Raw genomic sequence first — 20,290 nt, forward strand, 5'->3', positions numbered from 1 at the left:
GAGATTGCAAAAAGTCATTTTTTGCTTAATGGCACTCTGTTGCCTTTTCACGACTGCCGTGGCCCAGGATAAAGTGGGCAGCGTCAACGGGATCGTCCGCTCGGAGTCCGGCCTGCCGCTGAACGCGGTGACGGTCGTGGCGACGAACATGGAGACCGGGCTGTCGGCCGGGACCATGACGGACTCTACCGGGATTTTCCGGTTCGAAAAATTGCCCGTCAAAGGACGGTATAGCTTTGCCTTCAGCTCCGTGGGATACCAGGCGCAAACCCTCAGCGGGTATGCCATCAAAGCGGACGGGGCCGTGTCTATTTTTGTCAAAATGAAAGATGCCGCCAGCTACTTAAGCGACGTCGTGGTCGTAGGGTATGGCACACAACGGCGGGCGGACCTGACCGGTGCGGTGGCCCAGGTGAGCGGGGACGTACTGAGCAATCGCGCCCTCCCCAATATTACCCAAGGGCTTGAAGGCGTCATCCCCAACCTAAACCTCGTACCGGCAGACGGTAAACCCATTACCTCCGCGGTTTACAACATCCGTGGCGGCACCTCCATCGGTGCGGGCGGCGGGAATTCGCTGGTGTTGATCGATGGGATCGAAGGCGATCCGAGCCTGCTCAACCCGAACGACATCGAAACGATTACCGTATTGAAGGACGCGTCTTCTTCCGCGATCTATGGGGCAAGGGCCGCCTTTGGTGTTGTCCTGATCACGACCCGGACGCCGAAAAAGGGCCATGCATCGATCACGTATTCGGCCAATTACTCCACCAAAAAGCCGACCACGCTCCCCAAGATCATCTCCAACGGTTACCAGTATGCGTCTTTGTTTGATTCCGCCTGGTCTGCCTGGAACAACTATTCCCAGGTACCCCAAAACATCAATAAGACACAGGCATTCTCCCAGGCCTATATGACGGAATATGCCCAGGTCAATGCCAACCCCTCCCTTCCAAAGGTCCAGGTCGTCAACGGTAACTACGTTTACTATGGGAACACCAACTGGTACGACGTCCTGTATAAGAATCATACCAACTCCGTGGACCAGAACCTGTCGGTATCCGGTGGGAGCGACAAGGCCACGTACTACCTGACCGGCCGCTATTATGGCCAGGACGGGCTTTTCCGCTACAATTCGGATGACTACCACATGTACAACCTGATGGCCAAGGGCAGCGTCGATGTGACCCCCTGGCTGACCGTCAGCGACAACCTTCAGTTCAACAGCCGTTTTTACCACAACCCCGAAAACGTGGGTGAGGGCGGCGGTATCTGGCGGAATATGGCCGACGAGGCGCACCCGTCTTCGATGTTGCTCAACCCCGACGGTACGCTGACGTATTCGGCAGCCTATACGGTGGGCGACTTCTACTATGGCAAAAACGGCCTGGATTTGAAGGAAAATGAAATCCGCAACACGGCGGCCTTCACTGCTAAATTCTTCCAGAACCGTTTCCAGGTAAAGGGTGACTTTACCTTTGAGAATACCGACTCCACGGTCAAGGAAATCCAGGTGCCCGTTCCCTACAGCCCGGCGCCCCACGTCGTCCAGTACGTAGGCTCCAGCACCAACGACATCCGGGAAGACTTCAACCAGACCAACTATATCGCGACCAACCTGTATGGGCAGTACGAGTCGGCCTTTGGCAAGAACCACTACTTCAAAGCCCTGTTGGGGTATAACTACGAACAGTCGGTGTTCAACGCCCTCAACACCGAGCGCAACGGCCTGGTGTACAGCAGCGCGACCGACATCAGCCTGGCCCAGGGACCCAACATTACGACGGCGGGAGGGTATAACAAATGGGCCATCATGGGCGGCTTCTCCCGGTTGAATTATGCCTTTAAGGACCGCTACCTGGTGGAATTCGACGGCCGCATCGATGGGTCTTCCAAATTCCCGTACAACCAGCGCTGGGCCTTCTTTCCTTCGGGCTCCGCCGGCTGGCGGCTGTCCAAGGAAGGTTTCTGGCACGTGTCGCCCAAAGCGGTCAGCGACCTGAAGATCCGCGGTTCGTACGGCTCGCTGGGGAACGGGAGCGTGGCTTCCTACCTGTACCAGCAAAACTTTTCGATCCAGGAATCCAGTTTCATCCTGAACGGTATCCGCCCCCAGGAAACCAGCCAGCCTAACGTATTGCCCAACGGGCTGACCTGGGAACGGGCCACGACCAGCGACCTCGGTCTGGACGCCACCTTCCTGAACAACCGGCTGTCCTTTACCGCCGACGGGTATATCCGGAACACGACCAATATGTTTACCGTCGGCAAAACCCTGCCGGCTGTATTCGGTACGACGGTCCCTTATGGCAACTATGCCAGCATGCGGACGGAAGGCTGGGAAGCCGAGCTGTCCTGGAAGGATCAGTTCACCGTAGCGTCCAAACCGCTGCACTACAACATCGGCATCTGGATGTCCGACTATACGTCCACGATCACCGGTTATGACAATACCAGCAAATCCCTGACCGACTATTACTCCGGGATGAAGCTCGGGGAGATCTGGGGGTATGTCGACGACGGGTATTGGACCGCATCCAACTACCAGACGGCCTTCACCACCCAGGCGCTCTACCACGCCTCCACCTCCGGCCAGTGGTTGCCGGGTGACATCAAGTTCAAGTCCATCGACCCGAACGGCAAAAACGGCATCATCACACCCGGGAACAATACCGCTACCGACCCGGGCGACCGGAAGATCATCGGGAATTCCCTCCCGCGTTACCGTTACGGCATCAAACTGGGCGGAGACTGGAACAACTTCTTCTTAGGCGTCTTTTTCCAGGGTGTACTTCAGCAAAAATGGTGGCCCGGCGCCCAGGACGACGAATTCTGGGGTCAATACAACCGCCCCTACGAATATGCCATGCAATACCAGCAGGGCAAGATCTGGTCCCCTTCCAACCCCAACGCCTACTTCCCCCGTTACCGCGGGTATGTGGCACAGGACGGCTATCCCGGCGAGCTGAACGTACCCCAGACCAAGTACCTGCAAAACGTAGCATATATCCGTCTGAAGAACATCCAGGTCGGGTACAACGTCCCCGAACGGTGGATCCGCAAGACCGGCTTTACCAGCGGCCGCGTCTACCTGTCCGGTGAGAACCTCTGGTCCTGGACACCCATGTACAAGCTGACCAGGAACATCGACCCCGAGAGCATCGGTGCCTCGGACGTCATCCTGACCAACGGGTCCAGCAGCGGTAACGCCAACAACTACCCCCTCCTGAAGAGCCTGTCCGTGGGCATGTCCTTAACACTCTAAACCTTGATCATGAAACAAATAAAAATACTGTGCATGGCGTTGTTGCTGGGCGGTTGTACCAAACAGCTCAACCAGGTACCCCAGTCCACCGCCAGCCAGCAGGCCATCTTCGGCAGCGTCCAGGGGTTGCAACTGTATGCCAACTCGTTTTACGACCAGACGCTGCCTTCGATGGACAACATCTACAAAACCGACGCCAACATGTCGGACTTCGGTGCCACCAACTCCTGTCCAACCTACCTGCAACAAGGCGCCTACAGCTCCCGGAACGCCACCGGCTGGAGCTGGGGACCCTTGCGCAACATCAACTACTTCATCCAGGGTTTGGCCACCTCCCCCGTGGATTCCGCGGACAAGGCCAACTTTATGGGCCTCGCCAGGTTCTTCCGCGCGTATTTTTACTTCGGCATGGTGCAACGGTACGGAGACGTCCCCTGGATCAATAAACCCCTGGACCCCTCCGACAGCGCCCTGTACGGCGCCCGTTCGCCCCGCAACCTGGTGATGGACTCCGTGGTGGCGGATCTTCAATTTGCCTGCGGCCACCTTTCCCTGCAGACCGATCCCACCAGCAGCCAGATCACCAAATGGGTGGCTTATGGTTTTCTTTCGCGGGTTTGCCTGTTCGAAGGGACCTTCGAGAAATACCTCGATACCATGTACCACCTGGGGAACGCCCAGGCCTACCTCCAACTGGCCGTGACATCCGCAAAGGCCGTCATGGACAGCAGCGGGTTTGCTTTGTACAACGGGGCCGGAACGGCCACGTCCTATCGCCAGCTCTTTATCAGCAATACACCCATTGCTAAGGAAGTCATGCTGGCGGAGGTCGCCAGCCAGTCCCTGGCGGTGCTCAACGACGCCAACTGGTTCTACACCAGCTCCACCTACGGCAACCGGTTCAGTTTTATCCGCACGTTTATCAACACGTATCTGAATATAGACGGCACCCCTTTTACCAACATCTCCGGTCACGATACCCTGCCTTTCCTGAAGGAAACCCAGAACCGCGACCTCCGGCTGTCCCAGACGATCCGTACCCCGGGGTATACGCGGACGCTCAACGGGGCTACGGTACCGGCGCCCCCTGTTTTTTCCTACACCTATACCGGCTACCAACCCATCAAATGGTGCCTGGATGACGAATACTACGACAACGGGGCCAACAACACCAATTCCATCTGCCTGATGCGGTACGCGGAAATCCTGCTCAACTACGCCGAGGCGAAGGAAGAGCTCAACCCCGGCTCCCTGACCGCCACCGACTGGACCAACACCGTCGGCGCGCTCCGGGCCCGGGCCGGCATCACCGGCGGGTTGACCACGCTGCCCACGACGGTTGACCCGTATATGCAAGCCCACTATTACTCCGACATCACCGACCCCGTCCTGATGGAGATCCGCCGGGAACGCGGCATAGAGCTCGCCCTGGAAGGCTTCCGTTTCTACGACCTGGTCCGCTGGGGACACGCTGGCCTGCTCACGGGCGGGTGGAACGGTTTCTACGTACCCGCCCTCAACCAGCCGATGGACCTTAACGGGGACGGTATACCCGATGTTTATTTTTACCAGGGGACGCCGCCTTCCAACCAGGTCAGTACGATCACGTATATCAACGTAGCCCCTACCGCAAACGGGGTCGTCAATCCCCAGATCCTGGCAAACGGCACCTCCGGAGAGCTGCACTGGCTCGACAACGTGCCCAGGAGCTGGTCCAGCTATCAAACACTGTATCCGATACCGTATTCAGAGCTTTTGCTGAATCCAAATCTTGTTCAAAATCCAGGTTGGCAGTAGTTTCCCTTCATAGTCTGACCCCGGACACGGCGTTTGTCGTGCTCCGGGGTCTTATATTTGCAGGACTTTGTTTGCGGAGATCATCATACCACTGGCGTTACCCAAGAATTACACCTGGTCCATCCCTGACCACCTGCTTCCCCGTGTGCAGGTAGGCGTGCGCGTAGAGGTGTCCCTCAAAAACAAGAAATACGCCGGGATCGTCCGGACCCTGCACCGGGAAGGCCCCGAGGCCTTTCATCCAAAACCCATCGAGGGGGTGATCGACCACCAGCCCATCGTGCAGGAGGCCCAGCTCGCGCTTTGGGCGTGGATGGCGGACTACTATATGTGTTCCGAGGGCGAGATCATGGCGGCCGCGTTGCCCGCGCACTTCAAGCTCTCCAGCGAGACCATCCTCCTGTACAACGAGGTCTATGGAGACGATTTTTCGGCCCTCGACCACGACGAATACCTTGTGGCGGAGGGCCTCCTGCTCAAAAAGGAGCTCCGGATAGGGGAGATCCAGCAGATCCTGGACGCCACCCACGTTTATCCCGTCGTCCGTTCCCTGATCGATAAGGGGGTGTGTATTGTATGGGAAGCGCTACAGGATACGTACAAAGAACGCAGGGAAAAATATGTCCTCCTCCACCCGGACTACAAGGAGGAAGAGAAGCTTGCGGACCTGATGAACCAGTGGACCCGGGCGCCCAAACAGCTCGACCTTTTGCTGGCCTATCTGCACCTCCAAAAGGTACAAGGCGAAGTCAGCCAGAAGGACCTGTTGAACAAGTCGGGCGCTTCCCCCGCCCAGTTGAAAGGACTTGCGGAAAAAAATGTCCTTATCATCGAACAACGCCAGGTGGACCGGTTGCAATACCTGCCCCGTGCGATACAGGTGGACTTCGAGTTGTCCGGGGCACAAGAGCACGCCCTTGGTGAGGTCCGGCGCCATCTGTCGGAGAAATCCGTTTGCCTGCTCCACGGCGTTACTTCCAGCGGCAAGACCCTGGTCTATATCAAACTCATAGAAGCCTTAATAAAGGAAGGCCGGCAGGTATTATATCTCCTGCCCGAGATCGCGCTCACCGCCCAGGTGATCCGCCGGCTGCAAAAACACTTTGGAGGCTATGTCGGTATCTATCACTCGAAGTTCAACCAGAATGAGCGCGTGGAGATCTGGAACAAGGTCGCTTCCGGGGACATCCGGGTTGTCTTAGGCGCCCGGTCTTCGCTCCTGCTGCCCTTCAAGGATCTGGGTCTGATCATCGTAGACGAAGAACACGACGCCTCCTACAAGCAAACGGAGCCCGCGCCCCGGTATCATGCGCGGGACACCGCCATCTACTATGCGCAGTTGCACGGCGCCAGGGTCCTTCTCGGGAGCGCCACGCCCTCGATCGAAAGCTATTACAACGCCGTCCAGGGCAAATACGGCCTGGTGACCCTGACCGAACGATACGGCGGGGCAGCCCTTCCGCCCATTGTCCTGGTCGACACCCGGAAGGTCGTCCGCGAAGACAAGGGCAAGGTACTCCTGTCCCCCGCGCTCAAAGACGCGATCGAAGGGACGGTCGCCCGCGACCGGCAGGTCATCCTTTTCCAAAACAGAAGGGGGTACACGCCTTACCAGGTCTGCGCGACCTGCGGGTGGATCCCCGAATGCCGGAACTGCGCGGTGACCCTTACGTACCACAAGGCGTCCCACAAATGGCAGTGCCACTATTGCGGCACGACCTACCCGGTCCTCCACACCTGTCCCGCCTGCGGAGGACACCGGTTCATACAAAAAAGCTTTGGCACCGAAAAGATCGAAGAGGTCCTCCAGGAAAGCTTCCCCGGCGCCCGTGTCGCCCGGATGGACCTGGACACGGTACGCGGAAAAACCGCCCACGACCAGCTCATCCACCAATTCGAGGACCGGCGCATCGACATCCTCGTGGGCACCCAGATGGTGGTCAAGGGCCTCGACTTCGGATTTGTCGACCTGGTGGGCATACTAGACGCCGACAGCATGCTGCACTTCGCCGACTTCCGGGTACACGAACGCGCCTTCCAGCTCATGGAACAGGTCAGCGGCCGGGCCGGCCGGAAAACCGGGAGCGGGGAGGTCATGATCCAGGTCTCCGACACGGCCCACCCCGTCCTGAACTTTGTACAGGCCCACGACTACAAGGCGCTCTATGACTACGAGATCCAAAGCCGCCAGCAGTTCGGATACCCCCCCTTTTCCCGGCTACTCAAAATCACCTTCCGGCACAAGCTCGAAGAAACCGTCATGGCCGGGGCGGAAGCCTTTACCGGCCACCTGCGGGCGGAGTTCGGGCCCTACCTCACCGGTCCCGCCGCCCCCGTCGTCAACCGGGTGCGCAACCAATACCTCATGGAGCTGTTGATAAAGCTACCCAGGGACGGCGCCCTCATCCACCGTTGCAAACAGGCGATCCGGATGGCGGAGGCCCTGGTGCATGGGGAACAGCGGTTCCGCAGCGTGACGGTGGTGCCGGACGTGGATCCCGTATAGGCGCGCCCCGCGGCTTCGGCGCGTGAATTTCCGGTGCGGTATTTGTACCTTCGGCAACATTATGCATATCGCGCAACACACCTCTTTGAAACCGTACAATACGTTTGGCATGGATGTCCAGGCCCGCTACTTCGCCCCCTTTTCGGACGGGGCAGAGCTGGCCGCCCTTCTCGCCCGGGTCCCGCACAGCCCCCGGATGATTCTCGGCGGGGGAAGCAATGTCCTTTTTACCAGGGATTTCGATGGACTCCTCCTTAAAAACGAAGTCATGGGTATCGAGACCGTGGCCGAAGACGAAGACTATGCGTATGTGCGGGCAGGCGCGGGAGAGAACTGGCACCGTTTCGTGCAACACTGCATCGCCCACGACCTTGGCGGCCTGGAAAACCTTTCCCTCATCCCCGGTTGCGTCGGGGCATCCCCCATGCAAAACATCGGCGCTTATGGAGTAGAGATCAAAGAGGTCTTCCAAGACCTCGAAGCCTTCCACCTCTCCGACGGCACCGTCGAACGCTTCACCGTCAACGACTGTGCTTTTGGCTACCGCGAAAGCGTCTTTAAAAACAAATACAAAGGTCAGTTCGCCATCTTGCACGTGACCTTCCGCCTTCGCAAAAACCCCATCTACAACACGACCTACGGCGCCATCGAACAAGAGCTCGCCCGCATGGGTGTGACCGAACTCAGCCTCCGCGCCGTCAGCGAAGCGGTCATCCGCATCCGTTCCAGCCGTCTGCCCGACCCCCTGAAGATCGGTAACGCCGGCAGCTTTTTCAAAAACCCTGTCGTCAGCGCTTCCGACTACGCACGTTTGCACTTAGAATACCCCGCGTTGCCCGCGTATCCTGCTGCGCAGGAAGCTTATGCCGGCTCCAGCCCATCCGTCGAGAGCGGCGCCATGAAGCTCGCCGCCGGTTGGCTCATCGAGCAATGCGGGTGGAAGGGCTTTCGCCGCGGAGACGCGGGGGTACATGAGCGACAGGCCCTCGTGCTCGTCAACTATGGGCGGGCGACCGGGGAGGAAATGTATGCGCTTTCGCAGGAGATTTTGGAGAGTGTGGAGAAGAGGTTTGGGGTGGGGTTGGAGAGGGAGGTGAATATTATTCCCTGATACCTGCGATGGATAGTCTTGTGTTTTATTTGACGTAAAAAATTTACTAAATCATTTATTATTGATTAGTAATTGTATTTTTGCGCCAGATGCATCATAATTTATGAGTTACGTCATAAAAGATACGATGGTTGGGTAAATGAACAATCAAAACCCACCCTTGAAAAAGCCGTCAAAGGCAAAAGCCAAAGGCTATGGCAACGATCCCTTCTTTGTAAAGAAAGCAGAGGATTCGAAAGCCTTTTTGGAAAAATATGGATTCCCCAAAGAGTTGTTGCTGAAAAAGTAATGCGCGCTATTTTTTCAGGAATGCCCAAATAAATCCAACCGTGGCGCCGATCTGACCGGCCCAGAAAATAAACATCCACCGGGTTATGTTGGACTCGGTTTTGGCGAGGTCTTCTTTGGTGGCAAAGGTTTTATCAACATGGGCAAATCTTTGATCGAAGGTCTTATCGATCTGGACAAATCTTTCATCGATTTTCTCAAATCTGGAATCGATCTGCGCAAACCTGGAATCGATCTGCGCAAACCTGGAATCGATTTGGGCAAATCTAAGATCGACCTGCACAAATCTCTGATCGACCTGCGCAAACCTCTGATCGATATTGTCAAATCGTTGATCCATGTATTCTTTCAAGGATTCTTTCAAGGATTGAATATCCTTTCGAATGACGTCCACTGTATGGTTGTGCGTTTCCTCCATTTTTTGCGTTGAGGCTTCATCCAGTGCTATCACAAGCTCCTGGGCTTTTTCATCAGGAAGGCTCAGATCCTTTCTGAAGATGTCGTATAATCTGATGTCGACCGTACGCATAACAAATGTATGAATGTTGGTCAAAGATACAACATCTTTTTTATTTCCAAACGCAAAAAATTGATAATGAGCAATATAGAAACATATAGTATATTCGGGCACACTCCGAACCATGAAAGAATACAAATTCTCCGTCGAAGGCCAAAAGGCGATCCGCGAAAAAATAGCGACAAGGCTTATACTCGTATATCTGTTTGCGGGTGTGTGCGCTGTTTCCGTTGTGTGTTATAAATACATAGGGACATCCGACAGCGGAAACATGCTATGGATCATCATCCCGCTTATATGCGGGTGGATGGGGTGGAATTTTTTCCGGGTCTTCAAGCGGCAGAAAGAGACTTATGCCACGTACACCGTGACCCTGACCGACAACCTGATCTCTCGGGAAGCGTCTACTTTGCCGACCGTTGCCATTTACCGGGACGACATCAAAAAAATCACCCGGCTTAGGAATGGGACGGTTTGCGTCAAGGGTAAGGACCCAAGGGCCATCATCCCTATCCTGCCGGAGATCGACGGCTTCGAGGAACTGACCGCCGCCCTGGCGCAAACCATGCCCATCGAAGCCAGGCGCAATGAGTTGGTTTTGCGTGCGGCCAGGATCGGCTTGTCCTTGTCGGCCGTGGCGTTGTTTATCGCCATCCTGTACGTGAACAACAAGGCGATCGCCACCGGTTGCGGAGTCTTGCTGGTGGCGCTATCCGTATGGCGGTTTTGGGCGATCCGGCGGAGCCGGAACGTGGACCTCAGGGCGAAGCAAAGGGCCTGGGTCTCGTTTGTCTTCATCCTGCTCGTAGTGGGTCTGGTGGTGGCGAAGTGGATGAGCCTTCTTTAAAAATCCTCCTCATTCGCCTCCGCATCCTCCTCAAACCCCGCCTTACTATTGAAGTTGAGCATCGACCCCATCAGGTCCTTGAACTCGATCTTCCCGTCGATCACCTTTTTGGAGATGAGCGAATAAGCCGAGAGGCCGTGGAGGACGAACTCCATGAGCAGCGCGGCGTCTTTTTCGCTGGCCTGTTTGAAGTGTTTTTTTACCAGGGCGTGGAGACCGTCTACCTTGTAGAGCTGCTGGATGCGTGCGTCATCCTTCATGTCGGCAAACAGGTTGAGCTGGTTGCCGCGGTCGAACCAGGTAATGATGGGGCGGAAGGGGTTGTCGCCGGTTTCCTTTTTCTTTTTGCTTTGTTCGGGGTTGGGGAAATAGGTCGTGAACAAGGTCCGGATGGCCTTTTCCAGGAGGTTGTAGGCGACCTGGTAGGGGCCTTCCTGTTCGCCTTCGTAGACGAGCTCGATCTTGCCGGTGATGGACGGGATGATGCCGGCCAGGTCGCCGATCCAGACAAACGTATTTTTTTCGTTGTTGACGATGGCGCGCCGTTCGGCGGAGCTGACGGCATTCTCGAAGGCGGCGATGGTCAGACGGGCGGAGACGCCGCTTTTTTTGTCGACATATTCATTCGTCCTCGCTTCGAAGGAGACTTGCTCGATCAGCCGTTTGACGAGGTCGCTTACTTCGATCCGGCCGGCCTGGTCGGGGTGGATGTCGGACTCCTGGGCGGTAATGAGCATCGAGGACTCTACCGTTTTGGGATAGTGGGTGAGGATCTGGCTTTCGATCCGGTCCTTGAGCGGGGTCACGATAGAGCCGCGGTTGGTGTAGTCTTCCGGGTTGGCGGTAAAGACGAACACGATGTCCAGCGGCATCCGGAGCTTAAAGCCGCGGATCTGGATGTCGCCTTCCTGGAGGATGTTGAAAAGGGAGACCTGTATACGGGCCTGGAGGTCGGGCAGTTCGTTGATGACAAAAATACCCCGGTTGCTGTGGGGGATGATGCCATAGTGCAGGACGCGCTCGTCGTCGAGGTTGAGCCGCAGGTTGGCGGCCTTGATGGGGTCGATGTCCCCGATCAGGTCGGCCACGGTCACGTCGGGCGTGGCGAGCTTTTCGCCGTAGCGTTCGCTCCGGTGGAGCCAGGTGATGGGGGTGTCGTCGCCCTTTTCGGCGATGAGCTCCAGGGCGTACCGGCTGATCGGCCGCAAAGGATCGTCGTTTATCGAACTGCCTTCCACCACCGGGATATATTCGTCGAGGAGGTCGGTCATCTGCCGGGCCATCCTGGTTTTGGCCTGGCCGCGCAGACCCAGAAAAAGTATGTTATGCCGCGAAAGGAGTGCCCGTTCGGTCTCCGGGATCACGGTGTCTTCATAACCGATGATGCCGGGGAACGTGGGTTCTTTGTGCTGGAGCTTTTTGATGAGGTTGCGCCTGATTTCCTCTTTTACGGTCTTATGGGTATATCCGCTCTTTTTTAACTTACCAAGGGTATTGATCTTTGCTATGTCCATGTAATCAATTTGCATTAATAAACGGTTTTCCTTTTGCCGCTTTCAAAATCCCGGAAAATAAAGGACCCCAGGTGGTCCAGGGAGGCAAAGAACGCCTTCCCGTTGTTGGTTTCGGTAAACTCCTGCACGAACCTTTGCAGGTAAGGATCGGAGGCGATCATAAACGTCGTGATGGGGATCTTCAGCTTTTTACACTGGGCAGCCAGGTTGAGGCAACGCGAGGTGATCTTGCGATCCAGGCCAAAGCTGTTTTTATAGTACTTCCGGCCCACCTTCAGACAGGTCGGTTTGCCGTCGGTGATCATAAAGATCTGTTTGTTCGGGTTCCGTCTCCGTCTTAAAAGATCCATTGCCAGTTCCAGGCCCGCCACGGTATTGGTGTGGTAGGGGCCGACCTGGAGGTAGGGGAGGTCCTTGATCTCCACGGGCCAGGCGTCGTTCCCAAACACCACGATGTCGATGGTATCCTTGGGGTACTTGGTCGTGATGAGTTCGCTCAGGGCCATCGCCACCTTTTTGGCGGGGGTGATCCTGTCCTCTCCGTAAAGGATCATCGAGTGGGAAATGTCGATCATCAGGACGGTGGACGTCTGGGCCTTGAAGTCGGTTTCCCGGATCTCCAGGTCGTCCTCCTGCAACCGGAACTGGTCCAACCCATGGTTGATCTGGGCGTTCCGGATGCTGTTGGTGAAATCGATCTGTTCCACCGTATCCCCAAACTGGAACGGACGGGTATCGGGATTTTGCTCGTCCCCCTGACCCGGTTTAAAGGTCTGGTGGTTCCCCTGTTTGCTTTTCTTTAGTTTGCCAAAAATCTCTTCGAGGGAACGCTTACGGATGCCTTGCTCACTTTTGGACGTGATCTTTATGGAGCCATCCTGTTTGTTTTCTTCCAGGTAGCCCTTTTCCTTGAGCTCGTCGATAAAATCGCCGAGCCCGTATTCGTCATCCGTAAGGCCGTATTCTTTGTCCAATTGGGTAAGCCAGTTGAGGGCTTCGCTGACGTCACCGCTCGTGTAGGTGATTAATTGAAGAAAGATATCCAGCAATTGTTCGAAAGTAGTTTTTCCCTGGCTATTCGGGTCGAACTTTGTAAAGTGGTAGCCAATCATAACGCCTCCTTATCTTCAGGACATAAATTTCCTTAAATAAGGGGAATAAAAAAAATCCCACGTGCAGGCGGCGCCCAATGGGCGTTATGGATCGCGCCGTATGTACCGCGTCTTCAGCGAATCCAGCAGGTGCACGATGTCACCCGCCTTCTGGCCCTCGTACCATAGGAAGCTCCCCGGCCGCCTTCTCCAGGCCGGCAAAGACGCCGTATACGCGATCTGCTGGAGGCAGTCCTTGCGGACGGATGCGTCCACTTTTGCCGCCAGCGCCAGGTCGCCCGCCTGGTAGGCCACCGTCGCAAAACGCGTGGAGACGTGGTTGTGGTAATTCCCATAGCGGCTGCAGAAGCCATACGGCATACTCGTCGGGTCCGTGCCGCGGTCGCAGCGCTCCAGGACAGCGCGGGCTTCGGAAGGGCGCCCGGCGCCGATGAGACTGGCTGCCAGCGATATATACGCGTTGCGCAGGGTCAGCAGGTGGCTCCTGTTTTCCTCGTCAAAATACACGCCCGGGCGTTCCGCACCCCCGAAGGTGAAGACATTCAATAGTTTATCCTTCGTCGTCGCGATGTGCACCGCCTGGTTGTGCACGGGGACCAGGCGGTAGGCCAGGCCGTCCTGCCGGAGGTAACCGTCAAAACCCATGGCGTCGTAGATGGACGTGAAATAAACCGGTCTCGCCCAATGATTGGCCGCGATGATCGACAGGACCATGGCGTCGCCCTTTTCGATGGCGTTGGCCGGGATACGGAAGAACAGGTTGGACACGACCGAATCCGACGGGTCCACGGTCCCGTTTTGCCGCACCAGGGCGGTGTCCACGGGTATGGTGATGAGATGGGAAGGGTAAGTGTGAAAGGTCTCTCCATCTCTCGTCTGCGCGGCGAAGGCCGGGTCATCACCGCCGACCTCCCGCATCATCGTCTCCAGGTCGGTCAACGTATCCGGCGGTGCATTCCGGTCGACATAAGACAAAGCATAAATTGCGTCCCGGTTGTCCCCGGCGACGGCCTCCGCGGACCAGATCGGGTCGATCGGGTCACTTTGGTTGATCTTATACCGGAGCGGCCGGATGTACCAGTCGAAGCTGAGCAGGCTGGTATTGAGGACCCGTACGTCCGGTCGTATGCCCAGGGCTTCCTGGGCAAAAAGCAGCGGGTAGGTGTCGTTGTCCCCGAAGGTGAACAGGATGGCATTGGGCGCACAGCTTTCGAGGTAATTGGTCGCCATCGACAGGGCCAGCGTTTTATGGCTCCGGTCGTGGTCGTCCCACTGGCGGGCGGCCATCAGGATGGGCACGGCCAGACACAAGATCGCCGCGGCGCCCGCGGCGCGGTGCTTTAAGAGCCGCCCTGCGAACCGCCGGACGACGATCACCCCCAACCCGATCCACACCGCAAAAGCATAAAAACTCCCCGTATAGGCGTAGTCCCTTTCTCGCGGCTGGTTCCCCGGTTGGTTGAGGTAAAGGATGATGGCGAGACCCGTGAAGAAGAAGAACACCCCGTTGATCACCCAGTCCTTCCGTCCCCGGCGGAACTGGACAAAAAAGCCCAGCACCCCCAGCAGGAACGGGAGTCCATACATCGGGTTGTAGCCCTTGTTGGCCGATCGCGCGGTGTCCGGCATTTTGTTTTGATCGCCCAGCCACAGGTTATCGATCCACGTGAACCCCGTAATCCAGTTCCCGTCCCGTGGATTCCCATACCCCTGCAGGTCGTTCTGGCGGCCGATAAAGTTCCAGGCGAAGTACCGCCAGTACATCCAGTGAAGCTGGTAGGTCAGGAACCAGGTCAGGTTGTCCCACTGGTTCGGCGCGCGTTCGTAGCCGTCGGCCGTTTTGCCGATCCCCAGCCACTCCGCATAAAAGTCTGCGTTGTCTGCGTCCCAAACCCGGGGCAACCACATCTTGTCCGCCGCGGCGTATTCGGCGTGTTGCTTTCGCCCAATGACCACATACTTGTCCTCACCCTTTGCGTACCGGTCGCCGTCGTTCACATAATGCGCCCGGGCGGTAAAGTTCTGGCCATACAGCAACGGAAAGTCCTGGTACTGGTCGCGCCCCAGGTAACCCGCCAGGCTGATCGGATTGTCGACGTTAAACATATCGACCCCCGGGTCCGCATTGGAACGCTCCATGGTCGTGATATAGGTCGAATACCCGATCAGCAGGAAGGTCAGGCACCAAAGCCCCAGGCGCAAAAAGCCCAGGTTTCTCCGCTTCGCCACGCGTAGGCCCGCAGCGATCGCCAGGGCGAGCAAAAAGTAAAACGTTGCAAAACCCGAGAAAAAAGGCAGCCCAAGCTTATTGACAAAATAGATGTCCAGGTCCCCGGCCCAGCCCACGGTTTTCTGGATTACCACGATCTGTACGACGCCGGTGATCACACAGCCGGTGACAAACGCCACGCACATCCCCAGCCAGCTAAAGGGATACCGGCGGAAATAATAGATCATCACCACCGCCGGCAGCACCAGCAGGCTCAGCAAGTGGACCCCGATACTCAACCCGACCAGGAAAAACAACAACACGATCCACCGGTCCGCCCCCGGCTCATCCGCCCGGTTTTCCCACTTCAGCGCCACCCAGAAAACAAGGGCGGTAAAAAAGCCCGACATCCCGTAGACTTCCGCTTCCACCGCCGAGAACCAAAAAGAGTCCGTAAAGGTATACGCCAACGCCCCCACCACCCCCGCTGCCAGGATCGTAAAGGTGTCGTCCGGTACGATCTTCCGCGCAAAATGTGTGATGGTCCAGAAAAGGAAAAGGATGCTCAACCCGCTCCCCATCGCCGACAACGTGTTCACCGCCATCGCCGGGTGCGCAGGAGACAAAAGGATACAAATTCTGCCCATCAGGATGAACAAAGGCGCCCCCGGCGGGTGGGGAATCTGCACCTTGCTCGCGGAAGCGATAAATTCCCCGCAATCCCAGAAGCTCCCGGTGGCCTCCCTGGTCATGAGGTAAACGATACACGCGATTCCGCCGACGATCCAGCCGGTGATGTTGTTGGCTTTCCTAAACTGCATAGGGCGACAAACCTAATGAAAAATTACTGTCCCCGGCGCTGCCGTTCCAGCTGTTGGTACAATGTGAATAAGGGCTCCAGCAAGGTGTCTGCCAGCCCCGCGCCCGCCTCCTCCGAAAAGACCTGGGCCGGGCGTTTCGCATGGAACCGGCTTCGCTCCGCCATCTTGTCCCTCCACTCCGGCCCGATGGGCGTGTTCGTCCTTTGCGCGATCCGTTCCACGATCGCCGGAATCCCTTCCGTATAGTTGACAAGGTAGGCATGTGGATCGGCCGCCGCCACCTCCATGAAGCGCTTCATGTATTGCGCCAGCACCCACGCCATGTGGGCGTCGAGGTCGTTGGGCGCGGTGTCGGCGTCCGGCATCGGGCCGGTGGCGCCCGCCTCGCTCCGCCCCGGGCCGCCCGGTTCGCTCCGTCCAGGGCTGCCCGTTTCGCTCCGCCTCGCGGCGCCCCGGAAAATCTCGCGCTCGATCACCCCCGGGACCGAATGCATCCCCCTTTGTTTGCGCTGCGAGTACAACACCTCCTCCGGGGAACGGTAGAGCAGGAAAAACGGTACGTCCGGAAAGAGGGATCTATATAGTGGATGGAAAAAGATGTGCCAGCTGTCCGTCTTTACGAATAACCGTTCCTCTGCGCCAGACCGTTTTTGTCCATAAAATTGCAACGCGCTTTTGACGGCGCCCGCCACGTCTCCAGGAGGCACCTCCGGCACCCGGTATTCCGCCCGCAAAAGATCGTCGATAAAGGGCACCTCGGCGAGCACGATGTGCTTTGGTTCCAGCCCCAACAGTTGCGCCGCCAGCGTCGACCCGCAGCGTGACACGTGAAAGATGATGGCGCCCGGCGCCACCGAAGGCATCTCCGGCGCCCACTCCATCATCGCCGGGACGCTCCCCAGCACCTGGAATGCCCGCCGGTTCCCCGGTTGGTTGCGGCAAATATTCAGCGTCTCGTCAAAGAATGGATCCGTGAACGGCACGTCCCCGGCGTCGATCCACCGGCACAGCCATTCGTCCTCGCGCCGGATCAGCGCGGCGGGGATCCAGTTGCGCAGCGCGGCTGCGCGCGCCTCCGGCGCGGGCTCGCGCCCGCCGTCAGGCGGCGCTGCGTTGCGCATGGCGCCTGCCGAGGCGGCGTCGCGCTCGCGCCCCGCGCCGTCTTCGCTGGCGGCGGCCTTCGGCACCGCGCCGGGCGCCGCGCCAGCACCCGCTGTCGGCGCTGCGCGGAGCGCAGCCTCCAGCTCGTCGGCGAGCGCATGCGCCCCCTGAAGCCGCAGCTCCGCGATGACCGCCTCCTGCTCGCCGTGTGCGGGCGCGGACGACGCGTAGCTAAGCTCGCCCCGGGCGAACAGTTCCTGGAGCTCCGGGGTCACGGGACCGTCTACAACGAGGTGGATGCGGTCGGTCGGTCCTGGGTTGGAGACGCGGTGGGGGAGGTTGGCGTTGATGTACCAGCAGTCGCCGGCGCGCATGGGGACGCGCTCCCCGTCTACCACGAATTCCACGGCCTCGTGGGTGAAGAGGGGGAAGTGGAGACGGACCTCGCCTTGTTCGACGCTGAGGTCGTTATCTCGGTGTTCCTTGATCAGGGCACCCGGCGCGAGGCGGAGGAGCCGGACGGACCAGAGCGGGAATGGTAAGGAATCCAAAAAGGCGCGCAGCACGGGCGTGTGCGCCATCAGGGGGGTGTCGGCAAAGGGGGCCTGGCCGAGGGCATCGGCGACGACGTGACCGGGGTTGCCGCCGGGGGCCCGGAGCGAGAGCACGGTCCAGTCTCCCTGGTAGTGGGCGGTATTGAAGTGGGCCTTCCACACGGAGGGAAGGGCGGCCACTTCCGCCTGTAATGTGGCCAGGGGAAGGGTTACAGGTAAACGGGCGAAGCGGACGATGGTTGGAGGCAAAGCAGCGATCGATTTTAGCTACGAATGTATGCCACTTTTCCAGTAGCTTTAAGCCCACTTTTACAACACCGATCGACATGCACTACAAATTACGCCTCGGGATGATCGGCGGAGGGCAGGGCGCCTTTATCGGCGCGGTCCACCGCATCGCGGCCCGGATGGATGACGCTTATGAGCTGGTGGGTGGGGCCTTTAGCGGGGATCCCGAACGCTCCAGGGCGAGCGGGGTGGCGCTGGGGCTGGACCCGGCCCGCTGCTATGGTTCTTACCGGGAACTTTTTGACAAGGAAATGGCCCTGCCGGAAGACCGGAGGATGCAGGTGATCAGCATCGTGACACCGAACCACGTCCATTTCGAACCGGCGCGGCTGGCGCTGGAGTGTGGGATGCACGTGGTGCTGGACAAGCCGATGACTTTTTCGCTGGCGGAGGCGCTGGAGTTGCAAAAGACGGTGGTGGCCAGCGGCAGACGTTTTTGCCTGACGCATACGTATACGGGTTACCCCATGGTCAAGGAGGCCAGGTCGTTGGTGGCTTCGGGGGTTCTGGGCGCGGTGCGTAAGGTATACGTAGAATACCCACAAGGATGGCTGAGTAAAAGCGAGGAGAGCGGGAACAACAAACAGGCGGCCTGGCGGACCGACCCGCACCAAAGCGGGATCGCCGGGGCGATGGGGGACATCGGCACGCACGCGTTTAACCTGGCGGAATATGTGAGCGGCCTGACCGTGTCTCACATGAATGCAGACATACAAACGGTCGTACCGGGCCGGCGCCTGGACGATGACGGGTCGATCCTGCTCCGTTTCAAAGGCGGGGCCAGCGGCGTTTTGATGGCGACCCAGATCGCGGCGGGAGAGGAGAACAATGTCCGCATCCGCGTGTATGGCGAAAAGGGCGGCCTGGAGTGGCAACAGAACGACGCAAACACCCTACAGGTAAAGTGGCTGGACAGACCGACGGAGCTGTACCGGACGGCACAGGCCTATACAAGCTCGTTTGCGCGGCACAACACGCGCACACCGGGGGGGCACCCCGAAGGATACCTGGAGGCGTTTGCCAACTTGTATCGAAACGTGGCCGAGTGCATCGTAGCGGACCTGGAAGGCAGGACACCATCGCCTGAGTCGCTGGATTATCCCGGTATCGCCGAAGGCGTACGCGGGATGGCCTTTATCGAGACGGCCATCGCCTCCGGGCGGTCGGACCAAAAATGGATACCGTTGAACATTTCATAATAACTTTTTTCTTGCCATGCGAACCATCAAAGGACCGGCCATCTTCCTGGCCCAATTCATAGGGGACAAGGCGCCCTTCGACAGCCTGGACGGCATCTGCGCCTGGGCCAAGGGCCTTGGGTATAAGGGTATTCAATTGCCGACGAATGACACCCGGTTTATCGACCTGCAAAAAGCGGCGGAGAGCAAGACCTACGCCGACGAACTGAAGGGCAGGGTGGGGGCCCACGGGCTGGAGATCACCGAACTGTCTACGCACCTGCAGGGACAATTGGTGGCGGTACACCCGGCTTACGATTCTTTTTTTGACGGGTTTGCCCCTGCGGCCGTCCGTGGAAACCCCAAGGCAAGGACAGCGTGGGCAGTGCAGCAACTGACGTATGCCGCCAAGGCATCGAAGAACCTGGGGTTACAAGCTCATGTGACGTTTAGCGGATCGTTTCTCTGGCCGATGGTGTATCCCTGGCCGCAGCGGCCCGCCGGCCTGGTGGAAGATGGGTTCAGGGAGTTGGGGAAGCGCTGGCTACCCATCCTGCAAATCTTTGAAATACAAGAGATCGACCTTTGTTACGAGTTGCACCCGGGGGAGGACTTACACGACGGGGTGACCTTCGAGCGATTCCTGAAAGAGGTACACGATCATCCGCGCGCCAATATACTCTATGATCCCTCTCACTTTGTGCTTCAGTGTCTGGACTACCTGTCCTTTATCGATATCTACCATGAGCGCATCCGGATGTTTCATGTCAAGGATGCGGAATTTAACCCCACGGGCCGTCAGGGTGTGTATGGGGGCTATTCCGGCTGGATCGACAGAGCGGGGCGTTTCCGCTCTTTGGGGGACGGGCAGGTAGATTTCAAATCCATCTTCAGCAAGATGGCGCAGTACGATTTTCCGGGCTGGGCGGTGTTGGAATGGGAGTGTTGTCTGAAGCATCCGGAGGATGGGGCGCGGGAAGGCGCCCAATTTATCAAGGAACACATCATTCACGTGACGGACAAGGCCTTTGACGATTTTGCAGCGAGCGGCGTGGACGCGGCGGCGAACCGAAGGGTACTGGGGATTTGAGTTGCGCGATCGATTGCGCGCGGGGAAGTGCGTGATAGAACGCAATGGACAAGCGGTCGCCCGCTTTGATAATTATTCCTTACTTTGTAATC

At 57.9% G+C, this 20,290-nt stretch carries 13 protein-coding genes; 8 read left to right on the forward strand and 5 right to left on the reverse strand.

What is annotated here, in order from left to right:
- Positions 1 to 28: 28 nt before the first annotated feature.
- The 5 genes from EDB95_RS19335 (at position 29) to EDB95_RS27900 (ending at position 8,968) form a co-directional block, all read left to right on the forward strand.
- On the forward strand, positions 29 to 3,265 hold the full coding sequence (locus EDB95_RS19335; protein ID WP_211352161.1) for a SusC/RagA family TonB-linked outer membrane protein: 3,237 nt from the start codon (positions 29 to 31) through the stop codon (positions 3,263 to 3,265).
- A 9-nt stretch (positions 3,266 to 3,274) separates the two neighbouring features.
- Positions 3,275 to 5,062: a RagB/SusD family nutrient uptake outer membrane protein gene (locus EDB95_RS19340; RefSeq protein WP_133996043.1), complete on the forward strand. Its 1,788-nt coding sequence runs from the start codon at positions 3,275 to 3,277 to the stop codon at positions 5,060 to 5,062.
- Between the two features lie 67 nt (positions 5,063 to 5,129).
- Positions 5,130 to 7,568, forward strand: a complete 2,439-nt coding sequence (priA, locus tag EDB95_RS19345; protein WP_246073750.1) for a replication restart helicase PriA — start codon at positions 5,130 to 5,132, stop codon at positions 7,566 to 7,568.
- Between the two features lie 61 nt (positions 7,569 to 7,629).
- Entirely contained in the window at positions 7,630 to 8,679 is a 1,050-nt protein-coding gene (gene murB / locus EDB95_RS19350; RefSeq protein WP_133996047.1) for a UDP-N-acetylmuramate dehydrogenase, read from the forward strand.
- 160 nt (positions 8,680 to 8,839) lie between these two features.
- Positions 8,840 to 8,968 carry a hypothetical protein gene (locus EDB95_RS27900; protein WP_262710547.1) on the forward strand — a complete coding sequence of 43 codons (129 nt, stop codon included), beginning with the start codon at positions 8,840 to 8,842 and terminating at the stop codon, positions 8,966 to 8,968.
- A gap of 6 nt (positions 8,969 to 8,974) precedes the next feature.
- Here EDB95_RS27900 and EDB95_RS19355 read toward each other — a convergent pair whose 3' ends face one another.
- Positions 8,975 to 9,496, reverse strand: coding sequence for a hypothetical protein (locus EDB95_RS19355; protein ID WP_133996049.1), 522 nt, complete (start codon positions 9,494 to 9,496; stop codon positions 8,975 to 8,977).
- A 112-nt stretch (positions 9,497 to 9,608) separates the two neighbouring features.
- On the opposite strand from EDB95_RS19355, the gene EDB95_RS19360 reads away from it, so the two are divergent.
- The gene (locus EDB95_RS19360; protein WP_133996051.1) at positions 9,609 to 10,331 is read left to right on the forward strand and encodes a hypothetical protein; all 723 of its coding nucleotides are present in this window, start codon (positions 9,609 to 9,611) and stop codon (positions 10,329 to 10,331) included.
- Here the strand turns inward: EDB95_RS19360 and EDB95_RS19365 are convergent.
- From EDB95_RS19365 to EDB95_RS19380, 4 genes are all read right to left on the reverse strand, one after another.
- Positions 10,328 to 11,845: a magnesium chelatase gene (locus EDB95_RS19365; protein ID WP_133996053.1), complete on the reverse strand. Its 1,518-nt coding sequence runs from the start codon at positions 11,843 to 11,845 to the stop codon at positions 10,328 to 10,330. The two genes, EDB95_RS19360 and EDB95_RS19365, sit on opposite strands and share 4 nt — an antisense overlap.
- A gap of 14 nt (positions 11,846 to 11,859) precedes the next feature.
- Positions 11,860 to 12,957, reverse strand: a complete 1,098-nt coding sequence (locus EDB95_RS19370; protein ID WP_133996055.1) for a vWA domain-containing protein — start codon at positions 12,955 to 12,957, stop codon at positions 11,860 to 11,862.
- Positions 12,958 to 13,041: 84 nt separating this feature from the next.
- A complete protein-coding gene (locus tag EDB95_RS19375; protein WP_133996057.1) occupies positions 13,042 to 15,987 on the reverse strand; it encodes a glycosyltransferase family 117 protein in 2,946 nt (981 codons plus the stop codon).
- 23 nt (positions 15,988 to 16,010) lie between these two features.
- The gene (locus tag EDB95_RS19380) at positions 16,011 to 17,891 is read right to left on the reverse strand and encodes an aspartyl/asparaginyl beta-hydroxylase domain-containing protein (RefSeq protein WP_162852691.1); all 1,881 of its coding nucleotides are present in this window, start codon (positions 17,889 to 17,891) and stop codon (positions 16,011 to 16,013) included.
- 77 nt (positions 17,892 to 17,968) lie between these two features.
- On the opposite strand from EDB95_RS19380, the gene EDB95_RS19385 reads away from it, so the two are divergent.
- A complete protein-coding gene (locus tag EDB95_RS19385) occupies positions 17,969 to 19,129 on the forward strand; it encodes a Gfo/Idh/MocA family protein (RefSeq protein WP_211352162.1) in 1,161 nt (386 codons plus the stop codon).
- Positions 19,130 to 19,145: 16 nt separating this feature from the next.
- Positions 19,146 to 20,198 carry a sugar phosphate isomerase/epimerase family protein gene (locus tag EDB95_RS19390; RefSeq protein WP_133996061.1) on the forward strand — a complete coding sequence of 351 codons (1,053 nt, stop codon included), beginning with the start codon at positions 19,146 to 19,148 and terminating at the stop codon, positions 20,196 to 20,198.
- Positions 20,199 to 20,290: the final 92 nt, after the last annotated feature.

It is taken from the genome of Dinghuibacter silviterrae (assembly GCF_004366355.1).
GTDB lineage: Bacteria > Bacteroidota > Bacteroidia > Chitinophagales > Chitinophagaceae > Dinghuibacter > Dinghuibacter silviterrae.